This window comes from Tepidibacter sp. Z1-5, assembly GCF_037844525.1.
Classification (GTDB): Bacteria; Bacillota; Clostridia; order Peptostreptococcales; family Peptostreptococcaceae; genus Tepidibacter_A.
This window is the reverse complement of record NZ_JBBMMD010000035.1, coordinates 241,470-264,542: the sequence shown is the minus strand read 5'-3', so window position 1 is coordinate 264,542 and position 23,073 is coordinate 241,470. Positions and strand designations below refer to the sequence as shown.

The 23,073-nt window shown below is 27.8% G+C and carries 19 protein-coding genes, 2 pseudogenes and 1 riboswitch; of the genes and pseudogenes, 18 read left to right on the top strand and 3 right to left on the bottom strand.

Annotated elements, in window-relative coordinates:
• The first annotated feature begins 15 nt into the window (after positions 1-15).
• The 3 genes and pseudogenes from WJW32_RS08510 (at position 16) to sstT (ending at position 7,436) form a co-directional block, all read left to right on the top strand.
• The gene (locus tag WJW32_RS08510) at positions 16-3,723 is read left to right on the top strand and encodes an AAA domain-containing protein (protein ID WP_340257331.1); all 3,708 of its coding nucleotides are present in this window, start codon (positions 16-18) and stop codon (positions 3,721-3,723) included.
• A 133-nt stretch (positions 3,724-3,856) separates the two neighbouring features.
• A pseudogene (locus tag WJW32_RS08505) lies at positions 3,857-5,023 on the top strand (transposase); the annotation flags it as partial.
• A 1,177-nt stretch (positions 5,024-6,200) separates the two neighbouring features.
• Positions 6,201-7,436 (top strand): serine/threonine transporter SstT, encoded by a 1,236-nt coding sequence (gene sstT / locus WJW32_RS08500; RefSeq protein ID WP_340257329.1) that lies wholly within the window; start codon positions 6,201-6,203, stop codon positions 7,434-7,436.
• A 251-nt stretch (positions 7,437-7,687) separates the two neighbouring features.
• Here sstT and WJW32_RS08495 read toward each other — a convergent pair whose 3' ends face one another.
• Positions 7,688-8,602: a DMT family transporter gene (locus tag WJW32_RS08495; protein WP_340257327.1), complete on the bottom strand. Its 915-nt coding sequence runs from the start codon at positions 8,600-8,602 to the stop codon at positions 7,688-7,690.
• Between the two features lie 200 nt (positions 8,603-8,802).
• Here WJW32_RS08495 and WJW32_RS08490 point away from each other — a divergent pair, with 200 nt between their 5' ends.
• The 7 genes from WJW32_RS08490 to WJW32_RS08460 all read left to right on the top strand — a co-directional run bounded on the left by WJW32_RS08490 (position 8,803) and on the right by WJW32_RS08460 (position 14,518).
• Positions 8,803-9,942: a stalk domain-containing protein gene (locus WJW32_RS08490; RefSeq protein ID WP_340257325.1), complete on the top strand. Its 1,140-nt coding sequence runs from the start codon at positions 8,803-8,805 to the stop codon at positions 9,940-9,942.
• Positions 9,943-10,120: 178 nt separating this feature from the next.
• Entirely contained in the window at positions 10,121-10,930 is an 810-nt protein-coding gene (locus WJW32_RS08485) for an XdhC family protein (RefSeq protein ID WP_340257323.1), read from the top strand.
• A 9-nt stretch (positions 10,931-10,939) separates the two neighbouring features.
• Positions 10,940-11,458, top strand: a complete 519-nt coding sequence (locus WJW32_RS08480; RefSeq protein WP_340257321.1) for a nucleoside-triphosphatase — start codon at positions 10,940-10,942, stop codon at positions 11,456-11,458.
• Complete coding sequence (locus tag WJW32_RS08475) at positions 11,448-12,416, top strand: FecCD family ABC transporter permease (RefSeq protein WP_340257319.1); 969 nt, start codon at positions 11,448-11,450, stop codon at positions 12,414-12,416. The genes WJW32_RS08480 and WJW32_RS08475 overlap by 11 nt, the downstream gene beginning before the upstream one ends.
• Complete coding sequence (locus tag WJW32_RS08470; protein WP_340257317.1) at positions 12,416-13,180, top strand: ABC transporter ATP-binding protein; 765 nt, start codon at positions 12,416-12,418, stop codon at positions 13,178-13,180. Before WJW32_RS08475 ends, WJW32_RS08470 begins: the two co-directional genes overlap by 1 nt.
• 22 nt (positions 13,181-13,202) lie before the next feature.
• A complete protein-coding gene (locus WJW32_RS08465) occupies positions 13,203-14,255 on the top strand; it encodes an ABC transporter substrate-binding protein (RefSeq protein WP_340257315.1) in 1,053 nt (350 codons plus the stop codon).
• 68 nt (positions 14,256-14,323) lie between these two features.
• Positions 14,324-14,518 carry a YwbE family protein gene (locus tag WJW32_RS08460; protein ID WP_099191794.1) on the top strand — a complete coding sequence of 65 codons (195 nt, stop codon included), beginning with the start codon at positions 14,324-14,326 and terminating at the stop codon, positions 14,516-14,518.
• A gap of 233 nt (positions 14,519-14,751) precedes the next feature.
• On the opposite strand, the gene WJW32_RS08455 is transcribed toward WJW32_RS08460, so the two are convergent.
• Positions 14,752-15,924 carry an MFS transporter gene (locus WJW32_RS08455; protein WP_340257311.1) on the bottom strand — a complete coding sequence of 391 codons (1,173 nt, stop codon included), beginning with the start codon at positions 15,922-15,924 and terminating at the stop codon, positions 14,752-14,754.
• Between the two features lie 282 nt (positions 15,925-16,206).
• Positions 16,207-16,632, bottom strand: coding sequence for a MarR family winged helix-turn-helix transcriptional regulator (locus tag WJW32_RS08450; RefSeq protein WP_340257308.1), 426 nt, complete (start codon positions 16,630-16,632; stop codon positions 16,207-16,209).
• Positions 16,633-16,804: 172 nt separating this feature from the next.
• On the opposite strand from WJW32_RS08450, the pseudogene WJW32_RS14925 reads away from it, so the two are divergent.
• From WJW32_RS14925 to WJW32_RS08415, 8 genes and pseudogenes are all read left to right on the top strand, one after another.
• A pseudogene (locus tag WJW32_RS14925) lies at positions 16,805-16,936 on the top strand (IS701 family transposase); the annotation flags it as partial.
• 14 nt (positions 16,937-16,950) lie between these two features.
• Positions 16,951-17,442 (top strand): aminotransferase class V-fold PLP-dependent enzyme, encoded by a 492-nt coding sequence (locus WJW32_RS08445; protein WP_340257306.1) that lies wholly within the window; start codon positions 16,951-16,953, stop codon positions 17,440-17,442.
• A gap of 258 nt (positions 17,443-17,700) precedes the next feature.
• Positions 17,701-18,882 carry an MFS transporter gene (locus WJW32_RS08440; protein ID WP_340257304.1) on the top strand — a complete coding sequence of 394 codons (1,182 nt, stop codon included), beginning with the start codon at positions 17,701-17,703 and terminating at the stop codon, positions 18,880-18,882.
• 277 nt (positions 18,883-19,159) lie between these two features.
• Positions 19,160-19,918, top strand: coding sequence for a selenium cofactor biosynthesis protein YqeC (gene yqeC / locus WJW32_RS08435; RefSeq protein ID WP_340257302.1), 759 nt, complete (start codon positions 19,160-19,162; stop codon positions 19,916-19,918).
• Positions 19,915-20,490, top strand: coding sequence for a molybdenum cofactor cytidylyltransferase (gene mocA, locus WJW32_RS08430; RefSeq protein WP_340257300.1), 576 nt, complete (start codon positions 19,915-19,917; stop codon positions 20,488-20,490). Before yqeC ends, mocA begins: the two co-directional genes overlap by 4 nt.
• Entirely contained in the window at positions 20,491-21,312 is an 822-nt protein-coding gene (yqeB, locus tag WJW32_RS08425; RefSeq protein ID WP_340257297.1) for a selenium-dependent molybdenum cofactor biosynthesis protein YqeB, read from the top strand. It abuts the gene before it with no gap.
• Complete coding sequence (locus WJW32_RS08420; protein ID WP_340257294.1) at positions 21,305-22,117, top strand: XdhC family protein; 813 nt, start codon at positions 21,305-21,307, stop codon at positions 22,115-22,117. Before yqeB ends, WJW32_RS08420 begins: the two co-directional genes overlap by 8 nt.
• 55 nt (positions 22,118-22,172) lie before the next feature.
• A riboswitch (purine riboswitch) is annotated at positions 22,173-22,274 on the top strand.
• 145 nt (positions 22,275-22,419) lie between these two features.
• Positions 22,420-22,992, top strand: a complete 573-nt coding sequence (locus tag WJW32_RS08415; protein ID WP_340257292.1) for a xanthine phosphoribosyltransferase — start codon at positions 22,420-22,422, stop codon at positions 22,990-22,992.
• The last annotated feature ends 81 nt before the right edge of the window (positions 22,993-23,073 follow it).

Here is a 23,073-nt window from a genome sequence, read left to right as displayed (position 1 = left end):
AGGAGGTATATTGTAGTGAAGGAAAAATTAACTCTTTTAAGAGATAACTTAAGTGATTTAAGTAATAAGAATAGATCTTTAAGACTTATAAAACTTAGTGATAAATGGAATTTTGATTTGACTAATATAAATAAAAAACAAGATAACGATAATAAAGTATCTAAATGTGAGGAAGTATTACAAAAACTATTAAAAGAATCTTCTAAAATAGAATTGATAAATGATAAAACTGCTGATGCACAAATAAATTCACATAAGCTGTCTTCTCTTTATAAAAACATTACGCTAGAAGAAAAAGAAAAAGGAACGTATGACTTATATATTGGATATCCATTTTTAACAGGAAGACTAAAGAACAACAATTTTATACAAGCACCTATATTTTTATTTCCAGTAAAGCTTTGTAAGAATAATGGATTAAAATCAGGGTGGTATTTGGAAGTGGAAGACAATGAAGAATGTAAAATAAATAAGGCACTTCTATTAGCACTTCAAAAATATAACGAAGGAATAATTGATAATCAAATATATGAAGAAGTAATTGAATTTCCAAAAGAAAATCTAGAAACTTGGATTTGTGAAGTATTAAATAAGTATGGAATAGAATGTGTATACGAAGATGAAGATATATCTTGTATTCCAGAGTATTGTGCTAAAAATATACCGAATATTAATATAGGTACATTAAAAATAAAACGTAATCTTATATTAGGACATTTCCCACAAGGAAGCACTTCGATATACAAAGATTATGATGAAATTATAGATAAAATATCTAAAAATAATGAACATAGTCTTTTAGATAATATATTTAAAAATGAAGAAAATATAGATGATGAGGGAGTTTGGGATAATATAGAGAAAATAGAAATAGACAAATTTCCTGAAAAAGAACTTTTTAATATAACTGATTCAGATGCTTCTCAGGAAGAAGTTATTTTAAATTTAGATAAAATTAAAGGATTAGTACTTCAAGGCCCACCTGGTACAGGAAAATCTCAAGTAATTACAAATCTTATTAGTAACGCCATGCCAAGAGATTATAAAGTATTAGTAGTATGTCAAAAAAGAGCTGCATTAGATGTAGTATATGATAGATTGAAAAAACATAATTTATCAGATCAAGTTGCTTTAGTTCATAATACTAATGAAGATAAAAAGGATTTATATAAAAAAATAAAATCACTTCTTGAAGAGAAGAATTTAGAATCAATTGAAAGTGAAATTGAAAATTATAATGAACTTTGTAATAATATACAAACTAAAACAGCATATTTTAATAAAATAGCAAGAGGACTTTGGAACGTACAAGATTGTGGTTTATCACTTTATAAATTATATAGTGAGTCCAAGCTCTTTTCAGGAAATGAAAAAATTATGAATTTTTATGATTTACCATATAGAATAAATAAACAAAGACTAGATAAAATAATAAGTCTTGTAAATAGATTAGGTAATTATCATAGTAAATTTGGACATGAAAAGTATCTTTTAAAAAATAGAAAAAGCTTTAAAGATATGAATAATACAGATTTAGCTGTAATTATGCAAGCTATAAATAAAACTATAGAGGAAATGGAAAACGTATTTAATATAAAAGATGATATTGACTTACATAAATATTTCAGATACCACAAAGTTATAGAAGCTGGTTTAATAAAGCTTGAAAAGTATAATAACAGAAGAAATATATTAAGTAAAATAGGGTTATGGTTATGGCTATTAAAAGGAGGAAAGAACTTAATAAAAGAATTAGACATAGGTTCTACTACACAGTGGGATAATATTTATAATCAATTAACTCAAATTAATAATTATAATTTAAAAGTTAATAGTATAAATAATAGAATAAAAAGCTTTGATAGATTTTTAAATAATAATGATATAAAAGAACTACTGAATTTTACGGTAGATAAAGATGCTGCTTTAGAAACATTAAAAAATTTAAATTACAATTTAGAAAGAGATTTTAACTCATTAGTAGAGATGGATAGTTTGATTAGTAAGTTAGATAATAAAGAAAAGAAGATATTTGATATTTTATGCGAAGAAAATATTATTTATGATGATTTAGGGAATGTATGGAGTGATACACTCAAAAAATCTTTTTATACTAAATGGATAGACATTGCAGAAAAATCATGTCCAGAAATAAAAGATATAAGTACAGATACTTATAATGAAATGCTTGAAGAATATAAAAAATTAATATTAAGAAAGCAAGAGGTTATACCTAAATATATACAAAATAAATTAAAAGAAAAAATTACAAGTTTTAAAAATAATAATTTGAAAGAATATAAAGATATTTTACATGAAGCAAGCAAAAAGAAAAAAGTATGGTCAATCAGAAAGCTAATGGATAAATATTATGATAAAGGTCTTTTAGATATAATTCCTGTATGGCTTGTATCACCTGAAACTGTATCTGCTATATGCCCTTTAATAAATGGATTATTTGATTTAGTAATATTTGATGAAGCATCACAATGTACTATTGAAAATGGAATACCTTCACTATACAGAGGAAAAAAAGTTATTGTAGCAGGAGATGACAAACAGTTGCCTCCATCTAATCTTTTTAAAGCCAGTTTAGATTTAGATGATGAAAATGAGGAGCAGTTAAATGAATATGAAAGTTTATTGAGTTTAAGTGAAAAATATTTTTCATGTAGGTTATTGCAGTGGCATTATAGATCTAAATATGAAGAGTTAATAAATTTTTCAAATCATGCTTTTTATGAGGGAAAAGTTCAAATTGCACCAAATGTAATGCCTTATGCAGACCCTCCTGCAATTGAATGGATAAATGCTAATGGTATATGGGAAAATGAATCTAATTTAAAAGAAGCAATAAAAGTATGTGATATATTAAAACAAACTTTAGAAAATTATACTGATAAAACCATAAAAATAATTACTTTTAATCAAAAGCAACAAGAACTTATAAAAAGAAAAATTAAAGAATATGAAGAAGATATAGAATTTAAAGGATTATATCAAAATATAAAAAGTGAAGAAGATTTTGAAGAACATTTAGTAAAAAATATTGAAAATGTTCAAGGCGATGAAAGTGATATTGTTATTTTCTCAGTAGGATACGGAAAAAATACACAGGGAAAATTATCTGTAAACTTTGGAACTCTTAATAGATTAGGTGGGGAAAATAGATTAAATGTAGCAATCACAAGAGCAAAAGAAAAAATTATAGTAGTGTGTAGTTTTAATCCAAATCATTTGCAAGTAGGTCAATCAAAAAATATAGGTCCAAGTATATTTAAGCAATTTCTTAGATATTCTTATGCTATCTCAAATAAAGACTATGAATTAGCAAAAGAAATATTAAAAGAAGTTAATCCATCATTAAGAGAGCAAAATTCAAGTCAACAGTTAGCATTTGATAGTCCTTTTGAATCACAAGTGTACAATAAATTAGTTGAAAGAGGATATGATGTTAGAACACAGGTTGGATGTTCAGATTATAAAATAGATTTAGCGATTATAAATCCAACTGATTCAACACATTTTATTTTAGGAGTAGAATGTGATGGAGCAATGTATCATAGTGCAAAATCGGCAAAAGAAAGGGATATTTATAGACAAAGATTTTTAGAAGACAGAGGATGGAGTATTTCTAGAATATGGAGTAGAAATTGGTGGGCTAATCCTGAAAGAGAGATAGATAGAATAGAAAAAGAAATAAAGAGTCTTTTAAATAATTAATAGGTTAGCTATTGCGAGGCTACTGAAAAAGTGTTCTTATTTTAAAAAGGTATAGCGTTCACTTCAATGTATGAATGTTATACCTTTTTATTGTACATAATTCTAATATAAAAAATTAAAGAAGGTGATTTTTATATTAGTAAAACAAGAATATGTATCTAGTAAATATGATACTATATATGATTTAGTAGTTCCTAAAGATAATTTTCTAAGAAAAATAAAAGAAATGATAGATTTTTCATTTAGATATGATGAGCTAACTTCAAAATATTGTATTGATAATGGTGGCGTAGCGATTGATCCGATTAGGATGTTTAAATATTTGTTGTTAAAAATTATATTTGATATATCAGATGTAGATGTTATAGAGCGTTCTAGGTATGATATGTCATTTAAATATTTTTTAGATATGACCCCAGAAGAAGCAGTTATTAACCCTAGTTCATTGACTAAATTCAGAAAGCTACGCTTAAAAGATATGAATCTTTTAGATATGCTTATAAATAAAACTGTTGAAATTTATATAGAAAAAGGTATTATAAAGAGTAACTCTATAATTGTAGATGCTACTCATACTAAAGCACGTTATAATCAAAAATCGCCTAAAGAAATTTTAATGGATAGATCTAAAAAACTGAGAAAATCAGTATATACAATAGATGAAAGTATTAAATCGAAATTTCCAACTAAAACAACAACAAATATTTTAGAAGATGAAATAGAATATTGCCAAAAACTTATTGATGTTATAGAAAAAGAAGATTATATATCAAACTATCCTAAAGTTAAAGAAAAATTGAATCTTTTGAAAGAGACCTTAGAAGATGATATAGAGCACTTACGAATATCGGAAGATGAAGACGCAAAAATTGGTCATAAAACTGTGGATTCTTCATTTTTTGGTTATAAAACACATATTGCGATGAGTGAAGAAAGAATTATTACTGCAGCAACAATTACGACAGGTGAAAAGAATGATGGAAAACAATTAAAATCTCTAATTCATAAGAGTATGCAAGCGGGTATTGAAGTTAAAAATGTAATTGGAGATTCAGCATATTCAGAAAAAGGAAATATAGAATATGCAAATACAAATGAACTTAAATTAGTAGCGAAATTAAACCCTTCTGTTACACAGGGTTTCAGAAAAAAGGAAGATGAATTTGAATTTAATAAAGATGCTGGAATGTATGTTTGTAAGGCAGGGCATATGGCTATAAGAAAAGCTAAACAGGGAAAAAAAGATGTGGCTGCAAATCAAACTATTACATATTATTTTGATATAGAAAATATTAGGTTAAAAAACAGGGTTGAAAAAGGATTTATTCCATAGAAAAAGATGACTCAAAAATTCAAAGAACAAATTTGAGCCATCTTTTTTTATATTTGTTTAAGTTCATTGGAAAACAATAAGTTTTTCAGTGGACTCAAACAAAGTACTCTCATTTTTTTAGCTTGAATAAAAGTATTTAATTCACATAAAGTCTTGAAAATACGTTAAAACTAAAAAAATGAGTTTTTATAATAAATTAATTTGTATAAGTTTTTTATATAACAGTTATTTCTCGGGAAATATATGTTTTTCTGCTGTGATGTTTGCTTTTTTATCATATAATTGAGGAAAATGTATTTTATCTTAATAAAATGAATCAAGGAGGATATGAGAGTATAACCAAACTCTTAAGTAAAGATAAAAAGGATTTAGTAAACCAATTAAAAGAATTTGTAGAATATAATCATTATACTAATTTTGTGAGAATTATAGAAAAATCAGTAGATATTAGTTTAGATATGTATCTTTATATTGTTGGATAATATTAAAATACCCTAGAAAAAATTTTTCTGGGGTATTTTAGTATACAAATGATATTTATAAAAATAGTATAAATTACTTTTAATAAGGATACAATCTAAATATTAGTAGTGATTGATCTAATAAATTTAATTAAAGAATTGATTTATTTGTTGGAAAATTTAGAAATATTTATGATATTAGATAAGTGCTGAGTGATTCGAAAACATACATTTTGTATATAAGATATACACAAAATAGTGAAATTATGAAATGGAAGAAAAAATGAGATTATTACAAGGATATAATCTAAATTAAAATGGGCTGAAAATTTATTATAATAGATGAAGAAATATTGTTTGAAATGCTTGAATTTAAAGGTATTCAATGGGTAAAAAAATTAATATTATATATAAATTTTATATTATGAGTATTAAGTGTATAAAAACTATAATAAGGATAATTTGGACTATTCTGACAATACCAAAAATATAGAAAAATGATTAAGCTTTCTTGTAATGAAGTCTGAATTGTGGTAAGATGTCAGTGTAGTCAGAATTTTAGAAGTATTCGATCCAATGAAAAGGGAAAACCTTTACTGGCATTATAAAAATTTTTATTTAAGTTGAATACATTCTTAATTTATGACTAACATATTTTAATACAGTCATGGGAGGGAATCATAATGACAAACTTGTTAAATCAATGGAATAAAATGAGTTTAGTTAAGCGAATCATTATAGGCTTAATTGTTGGAATTATTTTAGCTATTATAGCTCCTGAAGCAGCACAACCAATTTCTATTTTTGGATCATTATTCGTAGGTGGATTAAAATCGGTTGCACCTATATTGGTATTTTTCTTAGTAATGGCTGCTATTTCTCAACATAAGAGCGGTCAGAAAACTAATATGAAATCAATCATCGTTCTTTATCTTTTTGGAACATTTGTAGCTGGACTTGTTGCTGTTGTAGCAAGTTTTATGTTCCCAGTAACGTTAACACTTGGAGCAGGTGTTGAAAATGTATCGCCTCCAGGAGGAGTTTCTGAGGTATTAAAAGCATTACTTATGAATATAGTTTCTAATCCTATAACAGCACTTTCTAATGCTAATTACATTGGTATTTTAGCTTGGGCATTACTTCTTGGTCTTGCATTAAAAAATGCGCCTGATACTACAAAAACAATGATTAGTAATTTTGCAGATGCTTTAGCTCAAGTAGTAAGATGGGTAATAAACTTTGCACCGCTTGGTATTATGGGTCTAGTATTTGATACAATTGCTACAAATGGTATTGGATCTTTAGGTGACTACGCACAGTTACTTGCTGTATTAGTTGGATGTATGTTATTTATGGCATTTGTTGTAAATCCACTTATTACATTTGTTGCTATTCGTCAAAATCCATATCCACTTGTATTAAAATGTTTAAAAGACAGTGGTGTTACAGCATTCTTTACACGTAGTTCAGCTGCGAATATTCCAGTAAATATGAACTTGTGTGAAGAGTTAAAATTAGATAAGGATACTTACTCAGTATCAATTCCGCTTGGTGCTACTATAAATATGGCTGGTGCAGCGATTACAATATCTGTATTAACACTTGCAGCAGTTAATACTTTAGGTATTAAGGTAGATATGGGTACAGCATTAATCCTAAGCATACTTTCAGCTGTAAGTGCTTGTGGAGCTTCTGGAGTAGCTGGTGGTTCATTATTATTAATTCCTCTTGCATGTAGTTTATTTGGTATTCCAAATGATGTAGCAATGCAAGTAGTTGGTGTAGGTTTTGTTATAGGAGTTATTCAAGATTCTTGTGAAACTGCACTTAACTCTTCAACAGATGCACTTTTCACTGCTGTTGCTGAATTTGCACAGTGGAGAAAAGAAGGAAAAGCAATAGTTATTCCTAAAAAATAATAATAAGGTGTTTATACACTTGAATAAGCCCTCTATAGTAGTTATGAAACTACTATAGAGGGCTTATTCTTTTGTGAATATTTTCAGTCTCTTCAATACATCATATTTTATAAGAAATTAATATTTGAATGAATATATTTATTTGTAAAAACAATTAAAGATTGTAAAGTTATGTTAAGCTAAAATAAAGGGTGAAAAAATAATATGATGAAATTATATTTAAAATAATGGAAATGAAGGTGTGGATATATTTATTCCATTAAACTATCTTTCACATCTTTATTTTTATTGTCTAAATCTTTTTTGTTAAACAATGATTTGAAATCTACTTCAGCTACTAACATTCCAAATAATATTAAAATAGCTCCTAAAATTCCTTTTGAGCTTAAAATTTCTCCCGCCATGAAATAACCAAATATTGCTGCAAAAACGGGTTCACTTGTGTAAATCAATGCTGTATGAGTAGGAGTTGTATATTTTTGTGCTGCATTTTGAATAATAAAAGCTCCTGAGGTACATACAATACTTAGAATAAAAATATTAATCCATACAAATTCACCTGAAGGAATAATAGGAGTTTCTACTGTAAAAGATGTAAATAAACTTAAAATTGCCACGGTGCCTATTTGTATTATAGCTAAAGTTATAGAATCAACTTTAACTGTATATTTACCTACAATAACAATATGCATAGCATAAGCAAAAGAACCTGTTAAAGTATAAAAATCTCCTATGTTGAGCATTAATTTTCCATTCAAAGATAATAGAGCTAGGCCTATAAGTGCAAAAAAAGCTCCAACAACAGCCTTCTTTTGAGGTGATTGCTTTAGTAAAATTGATGAAAGCAAAGGAACTAAAACTACTGAAAAACCAGTTATAAATGCTGACTTTGAAGCAGTAGTATAATTAAGACCTAATGTTTGAAGAGCAAATCCACTAAATAGTATAATTCCTATAATTATTCCGTATTTTAAAGTATCTTTGTCAATTTTATTCATATTTTTATAAAATATTAAAGAAGAAATTGTAAATGCTATCAAAAATCTTATAGCAAGAAAATTGAATGTTTCTAGTGTGCCGAGAGAATTTTTAGTAAGTATAAAAGATGATCCCCAAGATAATGTTACAACCAATAATGATATATCCGCTTTTAATTGTTTTGACATATGAATTAACCTCCTTATAATTTTTAGTTAAGCTCTTAACAATTTATGGATAAATGCCTATATTTAACAATTCACTATATATAATAACTCATTTTAAATTTTTTTATTGTATAATATTAAATTTTATTAAAAATAATAAACTTTTTATAGATATCAAACGTCTAATAAGTATATAATCAAAATTTAGGAGGCGTTTAATTATGAAAATGAAAAAGATTGTTACGTTAGGATTAACTAGTTGTATATTATTGGGAGGAATTACAGCTTCTTATGCAATGTATGATCCCAATATGGATTATTCAAAATTAGATACTACACAACCAAGAATAATGCTTGCAAAAGATGAAGCAGTAGCTGTTCCAATTAGTGCTCAAACTTTTAAAGTTGATGTTAAAGAAATAAAAACAGAAAGTGAATACTTAATTGTAAATGCTAGAATACCTCAATTACAAGGATTAAAAGATAAGGCATATCAACTTGATTTAAATGAAACTATAATGAAAGAAGCTATGACATACATAAATGAAGCTGAGAAAGAATCTAAAGAGTTTGCTGAAGATTGTAAGAAAAATGGTTGGGAAGTAAGACCTAATACTGTCACAGTAGAATTTAAATTAAAAGATAATTCAGGAATAGATAATTCAATAGTTTCATTAGAAGTTATAAAAGCTTTTAATAATGGTGGAACTGGAAACCCACAAATAGATTTTTATAATATTTCAAATAAAGACAAAGCAGAGGAAGTAAGCATTAGAGACTTACTTGGAGAAAAATACAAAGAAATAATAGATGAGGAAATAAAAGCACAAATAGAGCAAAATAAAGATAAGTACTTTGATGAAGAAAATGGATTTAAAGGTATTTCAGATAACCAAAAATTCTATTATGAAAATGGTAATGTAGTAATAGTATTTGATAAATATGAAATAGCCCCTGGATCTACAGGAAATCCTGAATTTAAAATAGAAATCCCACAAGATTCTATTGGAGGATTTAACTTTGCACTTGTTGTAAATAATGAAGGAATTAAAGCTAATGTGTACCAAAAAGAAGATGCAACTATTATGGTACCATTAAGAGTTGTTTGTGAAAAATTAGGATACGAAGTTAAATGGAATGAAGATAATAGATCAATAGAAATAAAAAAAGGAGCTCAGTATACAAGTGTTAAGCCTGGTGAAGATAATTATTTCTTCGCAAAGATGGCTTCAAGATCATTAGGAGCAGCTCCGGAAATCAAAGATTCTACAACTTATGTACCATTTAAATTTGTATCTGATATTTTAAAAGTTGATGCATCTATGGATGAAACTGGTGTAATTACAATTAATAATAAATAAGTTAATTAAAACGTTAAGCCTTTAGATCTCTTCAGATCTAAAGGCTTAACGTTTTTTTATGATGTATTGGTAAATTGACACATTAATTTTTAAATATTTTACAATAACTTGAATATTTAACAATAATATGATAGTTTTATGGTAGAATTACAAAATCATAAAAAAGGTTGGTTTTAATATGGAAAAATTAATACTTAAAAAAATTTATGAAAAAATAGAACTTGGAGAAAAAGTCGCTATGACTACATTAACCAGTATTTGTGGTTCAACACCTGGTAAAAAAGGAGCTTTTATGGCTATATTTGAAGATGGTTCTACTTATGGAACTATAGGTGGTGGAAAACTTGAATATGAAGTTATCAAAAAATCATTAGAGTACATAGAAAAATGTGAGAATGCAGAGTTTACATATAAGGTTGATGATAAAGGTGAGCTAGATACGGGATGTGGAGGTGAAATTAAAGGTTTCATTAAGATTTTTGTTCCAAGTCACAAATTAATAATAGCAGGAGCAGGTCATATAGCGCTACATCTTCACAAGCTCTCAAGCATGATAAATCTTCATACTGTAGTAATAGATGAGCGTGAAGAACTTTTAAATAAAGAAAATTTCTGTTATGCGAATGAGTTGATAGTGGGAAAAGCTGACGAAGTTTTAAAACAATATAGCATCAATAAAAATACTTATATTGTTATAGTCGGAAGTAATCATAAGAATGATACTTTGGTTCTTGAAAGTGTAATAAACTCAGATGCTAGCTATATAGGAATGATAGGAAGTAAGGGAAAAGTATCTCATATACTAAAAGGTTTGATAGAAAAAGGAATTTCACGTGATAAAATCAAAAAAGTATATGCACCTATAGGAATTGATATAGCATCAGAAAAACCTGAAGAAATAGCTCTTGGAATTTTAAGTGAAATAGCTTTAGTAAAGAATAACGGAAGTTTAAATCATATGAAAGATATTAAAAATATAGAGTACTAAGGAGTAGGTATGAAAAACATATTTATAACAGCGCCTAGAGGTTATGGAAAAACCACAGCACTTAAAAAAACTATTGGTTTAATAGACAAACAAGTCTCAGGTTTTGAAGTAGGAAAAAAGTTCATGACAGATAGTAAAGAATTTTATATATGTGATATTGAGAATACATCATATAATTGTTTGATAGCTTACTCAAAGTCAAATTCAAAACCAGTAGCTAATATTGAAGGATTTGAAAATCATGGATGTGAAATTCTAAAAAAAGCTATATCTAGTGAAAATATAATAATTATGGATGAAATAGGATTTTTAGAAGAAAACGCACCAAAATTTAAGCAAAGTGTGATAGATTCACTAAATAGTTCCAATATAGTAATCGGAGTTTTAAAAAAGTTTAATGGCGAATTTATAAACTATATAAAATCAAGAGATGATGTACTTGTTTTGGAACTAACTTTAGAAAATAGAGATGATATTCCAAATCAAATATTGAAGCATATAAGAAGGTTTGAATGCAATGAAATATAAGTATATTTATATAACTATTGTTATAATTTTTGTAAGTATTATTTTTTCATTGGGAATAGGAAGATATCCTATATCAATCAATGATATTTTGAATAATGACATTAAGGCTATGAGTGTATTTTTGCAGCTTAGGTTGCCAAGAGTTTTGGCGGCATTTCTTATAGGATCGGCACTTGCTTGTAGTGGTGCTTGTTTTCAAGGAATATTTAAAAATCCTCTAGTATCTCCAAACATACTTGGAGCAGCTTCTGGAGCAAGCTTTGGAGTTGGACTAGCTATTTTATTTTCTTTTAAAATACAATATATACAATTAACAGCTTTTTGCTTTGGACTATTGGCTGTTTTTATGACGCTTATGATGAGTCGAAATATTCCAAGGCATGATCCTAGCTTAAGCTTAGTATTATCGGGAATGTTGGTTCAAGGTTTGTTTTCAGCTCTTATATCATTAATAAAGTATGTTTGTGATCCTTATGAAAAGTTGCCAGCAATAACATTTTGGCTTATGGGTGGATTAGGAAATATTAGCTTGAATGATTTGATTCCGCTTGGATCTATATTAACGCTGGCAATGATTCCTTTGATATTGTTAAGATGGAAAATAAATATACTTGCTTTGTCTGAAGAAGAAGCAATAGCTCTTGGAGTAAATACAAAGCTTTTAAGACGTATTATAATAATATGTTCTACACTTTTAAGCTCTTGTGTTGTATCTTTTGCGGGTGTTATAGGTTGGGTTGGATTAGTAGTTCCACATATGGTAAGAATAATGGTTGGAAGCAATTATAAACTTGTGATACCTTTTAGTATAATGATAGGTGGGGTTTATTTATTGATAGTTGATGATATAGCCAGATCTGCGGTAGCTTTTGAAATACCACTTGGAATAATAACATCTCTTTTTGGAATACCATTTTTTGCATACCTATTAATAAAAGGCAGAAAAGGGTGGGGTTAATGTTTAAAGTTTGCAATCTGAGTTTTGGATATGAAAATAAACCTATTTGGGAAAATGTAAATTTTGAAATAAAAACGAATCAGTTAATTTGCCTTTTGGGTGCCAATGGGGTTGGAAAAACAACTTTTTTGAAAACAATATTGGGTATACTAAGACCTATCACAGGCGAAATTTGCATAGATTCACAAAAATTATCAGATATTCCGATAAGAGAAACGTATAGCAAAATGGCTTACGTTCCACAAGCTCATAATCCACCTTTTTCTTTTGAAGTAATAGATGTGGTATTGATGGGTAGAGCAGCTTATATAGGAAATTTTGCATCACCTACCAAGCAAGATAAAGCTGTGGCGCTTGAAGCATTAAAGCAAATTAATATACTCCATCTTGCAAATGAAGATTATACGAAGTTAAGTGGAGGACAAAAACAATTAGTATTAATAGCTAGATCACTTGCACAACAATCTAAAATTCTTGTAATGGATGAGCCGAGTTCGAGTCTTGATTATGGAAATCAAATAAGATTGATGCATCTTTTGAAAAGATTAAGTCAAGAGGGTAAAATTATAATTTTTTCAACCCATGATCCAAATCATGCTTTATTATATGCAGATCAAGTAATGATTTTAGACAAGAATAACGGATTTTTATTTGGAAAACCTAAACAACTTATAACTAGTCAATCTTTAAATAGTATTTACAATATAAGTGTTGATATACATAGAACGGAAGATAACAATAGAATTTGTATTCCTAAAATATAGATATTATGAGGGGGAAAAAGAAATGAAAAAATTATATGTATTCTTGATATGCATGATGTTAATGATTAATTTAGTAGGATGTGCTAGTAGTCAAGAAAAACAAGTTTCTGAAGACTCAAAAAAAGAAACTGTAACATTTGTAGATGATGCGAATAGAGAAATAGAAATACCTTCTAAAATTGAAAAAGTATACTGTACAAGTTCTCTTGGTGCAATATTTTTATATACTCTTGATGTTGATAAACTTGCAACTTGGGATAACAGGGTTTCTATTGAGAATAGCGAATTTGTAAATGAAAAATTAAAAGAACTTCCAAATGCAGGTAGCTTACAAGGTAAAGATTCTGCCAATATTGAAGAAATAATGAAGTTAAATCCAGACTTGATTTTATCAATGGGTGATATTAATGAACAAAGTATTTCGGTTGTAGAAAAATTTCAAAAACAATCTGGAATTCCTATTATCTTAATTGATGGATCTTTAGAAAAAACAGCTGAGAGCTATATAAAAGTAGGTAAACTTTTGGGATGTGAAGAACAAGCAAGTAAACTTGCTAATTATTGCGATGAAACAATCAAGTCGGCAAAACAAATAGCAAATAGTATACCTGAAGATGAAAAAGTTACAGTTTACTATGCTCAAGGTGAAAAAGGTCTTCAAACAGATCCAGTAGGCTCACTTCATGCTCAATTAATAGACTTAGTTGGGGCAAAAAATGTAGCAAATTTTGAAATCAAAGATAATCATGGTAAAACAGGTGTTTCATTAGAACAAGTAGTAAACTGGAATCCTCAATTCATTCTTGCAGAATCAAATTCATTTGATGATCCTGTATGGAAACAAGTCGATGCTGTGAAAAATGAAAATGTATTTTTAATACCTCAAAAACCATTTAACTGGATAGATAGACCTTCATCTGTAAACAGAATAATAGGAATAAAATGGGCACAAAGTGTTCTTTATAAAGATTATTGTGATGTGGATTTAGAAGAAGAAACTATTAAGTTTTTTGATTTGTTCTATCATGTAAAAATATCAAAAGAACAAGCTAGAGAACTTTTAAGTATGGAATAAGATAAGAATCCACAATTATATGATATACTATCACCATATATTAACTTATAAATAAAGAGGTGATAGAAATGAATGGAGAAAAGAGAGCAGATATAAAACCAGGTATAAAGGTAAGAGTTGTTCAAAAACAAGACCAGCGTTCAGGTAAATTAACAGAAGGTGTGGTTCAAAGAATTCTTACAAAATCACCTACACATCCTCATGGTATCAAAGTGATGCTTGAAAGTGGTATTGTGGGTAGAGTTAAAGAAATATTAAATTAAATAAGTAACTATAATAAAGAGCATTTAGCGGATAAGCTAGGTGCTTTTTTGACATAATTGATTAAATTTAATAAAAAAATAATATAACTGAGCCTTAAAATGTTAATAATCTTTAGTACGAAAACTAAAATAACAAATAAGGATCTCAGTTATATTATTATTATGAAAAAGGTTCAATCTATAAAATATATATACAAAAACTTTATGTTTTAAAATGAGTTTGGTTATTATAACTATGCAGCTTTTTCTAATTCTAATTCTATTTCTTGTTTATCTTTTACAACAACTAAAAATATTCCTACTAATAGAACAGCACTAGCTAAAGCAAATGGAGTATTACTTGAAAAAGCATGTCCTACAAATCCTGATAATATTGGTGCTATAGCAGCTCCAAGCCAACGTACAAAATTATATGCACCTGAAGTAATTCCTCTTTCATAAGGTGATACCTCCATAACGTAACTTGTAAATAAAGCATTGTTTAATCCTGAAAATAAACCACTTAAAGTTATCAGTGCAATTCTTACTTCTAAACTATTAGCAAAACATAAACTTCCTACTAAAAGCGTAAATAAAATTAAACTCCAAGGTAATATAACTGAAGGATTAAATTTTTTCTCTAAACTATGAGAAAGGATTGCTGAACCATACGCAAGCATCAATCCCCATCCAAAAAACACAAAACCTAATTTAATAGGCGATAATTTTATAACAAGTGGTGAATATGCTAATATTACAAAAAATCCATAAAAATAGCACATTGAGGCCATCGCTACTCTAAGAAATGGTGGAAATTTAATTAACTTTATAAGTTCTTTTCCGCCTATAGTTTTTCTTTTTGTTTTTACTTCTGGTTGGTAAACAAAGAATTTAACTAATATGAAAGCAATAAAAATAAGACAACTAGTTGCTATAAAAGGGTATCTCCAAGAATAACCACCTAATATTCCGCCTAGTAAAGGTCCTCCTGCCATTCCAAGTCCTATTGCAGCTTCATATAATCCTATTGCACGATTTGCATCTTTACTAAATTGAATTAATAATATCATAGCTGTTGCAAAAAACATAGAGTTTCCAAGTCCCCATCCTGAACGGAAGATAGACAGTTGTACAATTCCATTTGAAACAGCACATAACAAAGAAAATACTGTTACTATTCCAAGTCCAATACACATCATTCTTTTATCCCCTAATTTAGTAGCTAAAATTCCTGATGGAATCATCATAATCGCCATAGTAAAAATGTAAGCTGTAAAAAGCATCTCAATCTCCCAATGACTTGCCCCTATATGTTTTGCAATTGTTGGCAATATTGGATCTACGACTCCAATTCCCATAAATGCTAAAAATGTAGCAAATACAGTAATATATTTTGATCTAACTTTTTTATTTGACATGTTACTCATAAACTCCTCCATTTTTTCTTGTTTTATATGTATTTATTTAGATTTATAGCAATGCTAGGGATTATAACACTCAAGAAAGTTTTAAATAAAAATAATGTATGACACATCATTAATTGATATATCAATTATCTTTTTAAAAATTTTTATTGAATATTAAACTAAAAGTTAAGATGTATTAGCGATATAAGTATCTTATCATTATTGTTTAAGAAAAAATAAATTTTAGTTAGTAAAAGTTTATTACATTTTCTCTTAATTTTTTATATGTATGTTTATTGAATATTACTCTAAATTTGAAATTAACTTTTTTAATAAGTAATGAAGTTGTTCTACTTCTTCATTACTAAATTGCCTCATATTTTCTTCTGCATATTTAAGAACTACTGGTAATATCTTATCATATAATATATGTCCTTTATAAGTCATATAAATTAAATATTCTCGTCTATCAGTAGGTGATGTTTTTCTTTCAATCAATTCTTTTTTTTCAAGTATATCAAGAATTCTTGTAAGTGCCGCTCTATCTTTTAAACATTTTTTTGCTAATTCCTTTTGATTATATCCTTCTTTCATATGTATTGTTTTTAGAACATTCCATTGCTCTGTGGTAATTTCAAATTCTTTAATTGTTCTATGTAACTTATTTTTCATTAATACTCTTGCTTTGTATATCTGCCATCCCATACTCTTGTTAAAATTATGATCCATCCCAATACCTCCCTAGATATCTGTAACATTGCTAAAAATACATTCTTTATTATATTGATAAATAATTGATATGTCAACTATATATGTATACTAAACCCACTTAAGTATACACAATAAAAGTGACAAAGAAGATGATTCAAATATATACGATGTATATCAAAGTCATGTTGTATTAGCATATTCGGCTAGGATTGTACTACCTTTTATTAGTTGTAATTTTAAATAATATAGATTTTGTAGCCAGCAAGAAGTTAAGCATGTAATTAGTAAAGCCATTAGGGAAGGATTATTCTTTAGCAAGTTAGATTTTCTTGTAAAGTGGTGTTAATAAAATACATAAAAGCTAATACAAAAGCTGTTATTATGATACATGGTTCTAATGTGTGTGGAACAATACTAAATCTTGAAGAAGTAGGGAAGATTTGCATAGATAATAACATCTTATTTATTATAGATTCAGCTCAAACAGCTGGTTTCCTAAATTTAGATTATAAAAAATTAAATGCTGATGCTATAGCTTTTACAGGACATAAATCACTTTTAGGACCACAGGGAATCGGTGGATTTATTGTAAATGATAAATTAGTAGATCAAATGAGTACGTTTATAGAAGGGGGAACAGGAAGTTTATCAGAATATGAGATTCATCCAGATTATATGCCCGATAAATTTGAGGCAGGGACATTAAATATTCCTGGAATATATGGGCTTAATGCTTCTTTAAAATATTTATTCAAAGAAGGAATTGATTCTATAAGAGAAAAGGAGTTAAATTCAGATGGAGTTTTAGAACTTTTAGCTTTCGGATAAATATTGAAAGTAATATAATTGTAAAAAAAATCTAAATGGTATATAATAAAGAAAATATTATGGTAAAGGAGGATTAAAGATGAAGATTATGGCTTATAGTAGTTCATTTGCAAAAAATGGTGTATCTCTTTTTTACGGGAGAAGTGCGTCCATTTTTAGAAAACTACGAGTATAAGACCGTGATTTTTTAATCCTTATATAAAGACGCACACTCCTAATTATCGATGTTTAAAAATACAATATTAGGAGTGATTTTTTATGCAAAAAAATATTAAATTAAGTTACGTATACAACTTTTTCTTTAGTTTTAATATAACCTCAGCTATTTGGGTATTATACCTGAGTTTTAAAGGACTTAGTTTAGTACAGATAGGTCTTTTAGAATCTGTATTTCACTTAACGAGTTTTTTATGTGAGGTTCCAACTGGAGCTATTGCAGATATATATGGACGAAAAACAAGTATTATAATAAGCAGGATTTTTAGCTTTATATCAACAGTTCTTATGATTTGCTCAGATAGTTTTACTGTATACGCTTTTAGCTTTGTATTTTCAGCTTTATCGTATAACTTACATTCTGGAGCGGCAGAATCTATAATATACGATAGTATGAAGTTTTTGAATAAAGAAGACGAATACAAAAAAACATATGGATCTATATCATTTTTTATGGAAATTGCTAGAGGATTAGCTATATTACTTGGAGGAATACTTTCTGACTTTAGATTTGTATATGCATATAGTTTAGCCTTATTTATAGATATATTTGCATTAAGTAGTGCAAGTTTTTATAAAGAGCCTCCTATAGATCATAAAAGTAATAATGAAAATGTATTTATACACCAATTAAAGGAAAGCTTTAAGATATTAAAGGAAAGAAAGATGGTTCTATATTTAATTCTATTTTATTCTTTTGTATCTACAATAGACACTACTATATATTTTTATTGTCAAAAACATTTTGAGAATATGAGTATATCGAGAACTTTAATAGCTATTATCTACGGTATAACCAATGTACTAGGAGCTATAAGTTCTAAGTATGCATACGTTGTAGAGAAAAAGCTAAGCAAGAAATCTATTATTATAATGCTTTGTGTTGTAAATATATTTATACTTATAGGGTTCTCAGTATCTAGAGGATATTTCACAATTATAATCTTTTTATTATCTTGTATGATAAGTGGATTTGCGATACCTATTTTTAGTGATTATATAAATGTTTTAATTCCATCACAGTATAGAGCTACTATACTATCATTTGACTCTGTATGTTTTAGCATGTTTATGTTAGTATTATTCCCAGTTGTAGGAGTAATGGCTCAAAACTTTGGAATAACAAAGACATTTGGAATAATAGGGTTAATCTTTATACCTGTGGTTGGGTTCATAATATATAAGTTGAACAATGTTAAAGATCTAAGTGAAGAAATAAAATAAGATGTGATAGCATGAAGCGAATTCTTCGGAGTTCGCTTTTTATTATAGAATTATACAAATCAAAAATATTACCATATGTTTTAATATATTATCAAAATAATATTCGGAAAAAATATGATATAATGGAATTGCAAAGATGACTAAAGTAGTGAATAAAGCAATATATGAATGATGAGTTGTATAATGATAAAATATAAAATATTCGAATTAACACGAACTTATAAAAAATATGGAGTGACCTTATGCTTAGAATATCATTTTGGGAAGGGGGAAAAATATGAAAATTCATGAGTTGTTTGATATAAAATTTACGAAAAAAGAAATAATATCGTTTGTAGGTGCAGGAGGAAAAACTACTAGTGTATTTAAATTAGCAAAAGAATTAAAGAACAGGAATAAAAAAGTATTGGTTACGACTTCAACAGCAATATACTATCCTAATGAAGGCGATTATGATGAATTAATAGTGAATGATTCAATTAATATAGATAGAATTAAAGAAGGAAGCATTACTGTTATAGGAAGAGAAGTTTCAAAGGAAAATAAACTGTTAGGACTATCTAAGCAGTCAATAGATGAAATTTATAATCTTAAAGTATTTGATTATATTTTAGTTGAAGCAGATGGTTCTAAGAGAAAATCTATCAAGTCACCTGCTGATCATGAACCTGTTATACCTATTAATACAGATAAAGTAGTAGGGGTAATTGGGTTAGATTGTATCGGAAAGAAAATAAATGAGGAAAATGTTCATAGACCAGAATTATTTTGTAATATAACCAATAGTAAAATGGAAGAAATGATAGATGAAGATAAAATATTTAAATTAATTATAAATGAAAAAGGATTATTTAAAGACACTTCTAAAGAATGTAAAAAATATGTTTTGCTAAATAAGGTGGAATGTGAAGAAAGAAAAAAAATAGCTTCAAGAATTAAGGAGTTAGTAATTAAAAGCAAATTTGAGGTAATTGGTATTATAGCATGTAGTATTATTAATAAAAATATTGTTTTTAAGTGGAGTGATAAAATTTGATTACTGGTATTATTATGGCTTCTGGATTTTCTAAAAGAATGAATAAAGATAAATTGACGCTTGATTTTGGCGGCGTTTCTATTATTGAAATGGTTATTAAAGCGATAAAAGAATCTAACATAGATGAAATTATATTGGTATATAGAGATGAAAAAATAAAAGAAATAGGAATAAAAAATAAAGTAAAAACAGTTTATAATGATAGAGCTGAACTTGGACAAAGTGAGTCTATAAAATTCGGTATTAATGCTTCGAATATAGAAACAGATGGATTTATGTTTTTTGTTGGAGATCAGCCTTTTTTAGATACTTCTATTATAAACAAATTGATAGATGTCTTTAAAAAAGAAAATACTGATATAGTAGCACCTATATATAAAGACAAAAGAGGAAATCCAATAATTTTTTCTTCAAAATTAAAAGATCAACTTCTTAGAATTGAAGGAGATGATGGTGGGAAAAGTATTATTGGAAATATATATGATGAGGTGAAGTTTGTTCATTTTGATAATGAGATAGCTAGACTAGATATAGATACGTGGGATGAATATATGAAATGGAGACGAAATTAAATGTTTGAGGATGTTGTTGTAATAAGAGGTGGTGGAGATATTGCAACAGGTATTTGCCATAAGCTGCATAGAAGTGGATTTAAGGTATTGATACTTGAAATAGAAAAACCGACTATGGTTAGAAGAACTGTTTCGTTTGCTAGTGCAGTATATGATTGTGAGACTGTGGTTGAAAAAGTCAAATCAGTAAAAGCATATAACACAAAGGATATATATAAAATATGGAATGATGATCAAATACCTGTTATTGTAGATCCTGAATGTAAAATAATAGATGAAATGAAAGTAGATATTTTAGTAGATGCTACGTTGGCTAAAAGAAATTTAGGAATGAATAGAACAATGGCTCCCATTACGATTGGAGTTGGTCCGGGTTTTGATGCAGGTGAAGATGTAGATGTTGTAATTGAAACAAATAGAGGACATGATTTAGGAAAATTGATATTTAAAGGATATGCAAAAGTTGATACTGGTATTCCTGGTAAAATATTAGGGTATGGTAAAGAAAGGGTATTAAGAGCTCCTTGCCATGGCATAATAAATAACTTATCAGATATAGGAGATATAATTAAAAAAGACCAAATTATTGCTTATGTAGATAATGAACCTGTAAAAGCTTCTCTTGATGGCATTTTAAGAGGAATGATTATGCATAATTCTAAGGTTAAAAAAGGTCTTAAAATAGCGGATATTGATCCTAGAGGAATAAAAGAATATTGTTTTACTATTTCAGATAAAGCTAGATCGGTTGCAGGAGGAGTTTTAGAAGCTATTTTATATACTAAGGGATCTTCAAAAAAGATAAAGACGGAGTGTGAATAAATTGGAATATAAAATCTTAAATCAAATATCAGATGAGATAAAGTTAAATAAAAAAGTAGCATTAGCTACTATAACTAAAATAGAAGGTTCTACACCAAGAAAAGAAGGTTCTATGATGGGAATTAAGGAAGATGGAACAATTTTTGGAACTATAGGTGGAGGAACGTTAGAGTTAGTTGTAGTGGAGAATGCTAAAAAATGTATTATAAATGGAGAAAGTAAAAATTTTAATTTTAAACTAACGGATGACGAAGGAAGTCTGCATATGCAGTGCGGTGGTGAAGTAGATGTTTTTATTAAAGTTTTTAAGCCCTTCGATAAGTTGTTTATTATTGGAGGAGGGCATATTGCATTTGAATTATATGAATTAGGCAAGATGCTAGAATTTCACACTATCATAGTTGAAGATAGAGAGGAATTTTGTAATATGCATAGATTTCCAAAGGCTGATGAGTTGAAGCTCGGGAATATAGAAGAAGTTTTACAGGAATATCCTATAGATGATAATAGTTATATAGTCATTGTAACGAGAGGACATAGACATGATGAGGTCGCTTTAAAATCTGTTATAGATAGTAATGCTAAATATATAGGTATGATTGGGAGTAAAAACAAAACAAAATATATAATGGATAATCTTAAAAGTGAAAAAGTATCTCAAGAAAAATTAGATAAAGTATATGCTCCTATTGGAATTAATTTAGGAGGAGAAACACCTAAAGAAATTGCTTTTAGTATTATGTCAGAGATACTTGTGGTAAAAAATAATGGAAGTCTTGACCACTTAAAAGATATAAAAAAATAGTATTGATTTTTATGTAAAATTAAGTTAGAATTAACTTTAAACCCAAAGCTAAATGTAAAAATAGAATAGTATCACTCATATAATTAGGGAGATATGGTCCCTGAGTTTCTACAGAATAACCGTAAATTATTCAACTATGGGTGTTTAGGCATGCATTAAGAGCATACAATAAAAGTATAATCATACGTGTTTTTGTAATACAAATGATATACTTAAAAAATTGAGCTATTAATAGACATGAAGGAATATACTAAACCCCATTTTAAAAAAATGGGGTTTTTTTTAATTTGAGGAGGAGAAGAATGAAATTATTAAAAGACGTTATAGTTGAAAAAGGTAAAGTTAGAGGGGAAGAAATTTTAAAAGTTGATAGTTTTTTAAATCATCAATTAGATATAAATCTATTGAATGAAATGGGGAAAGAATTTAAAAATCGTTTTAAAGATGATAATATAACTAAAATTTTAACTATAGAGGCTTCAGGGATTGCGATAGCTGCAATAGCAGCTCAATATTTTAATGTTCCTGTAGTATTTGCTAAAAAAGTAGAAAGTAAAAATGTAGATAATGATAATGCGTATGAGAGCAAGGTTTATTCATTTACTAAAGATAAAACTTATTCGATAAGAGTTTGTAAAGATTATCTAAATGATACAGACAATATATTGGTATTGGATGATTTTTTAGCTAATGCACAGGCAGCATTAGGACTAAAAGATTTAGTAAGTCAATCAGGAGCTAATTTGGCTGGTATTGGGATTGCTATCGAAAAAGGATTTCAAGGTGGAGGAAAGATTTTAAGAGATAGTGGGATAAAAGTAGAATCGTTAGCTATTATTAATTCTATGAGTACTGATGGAATTGATTTTGAGTAAGTAAAATAATATAGAATCAAAAAGCGAACTTAATTTATTGATAAATATGATTAAAATACGTACAAAAAGAAACAAAAAACA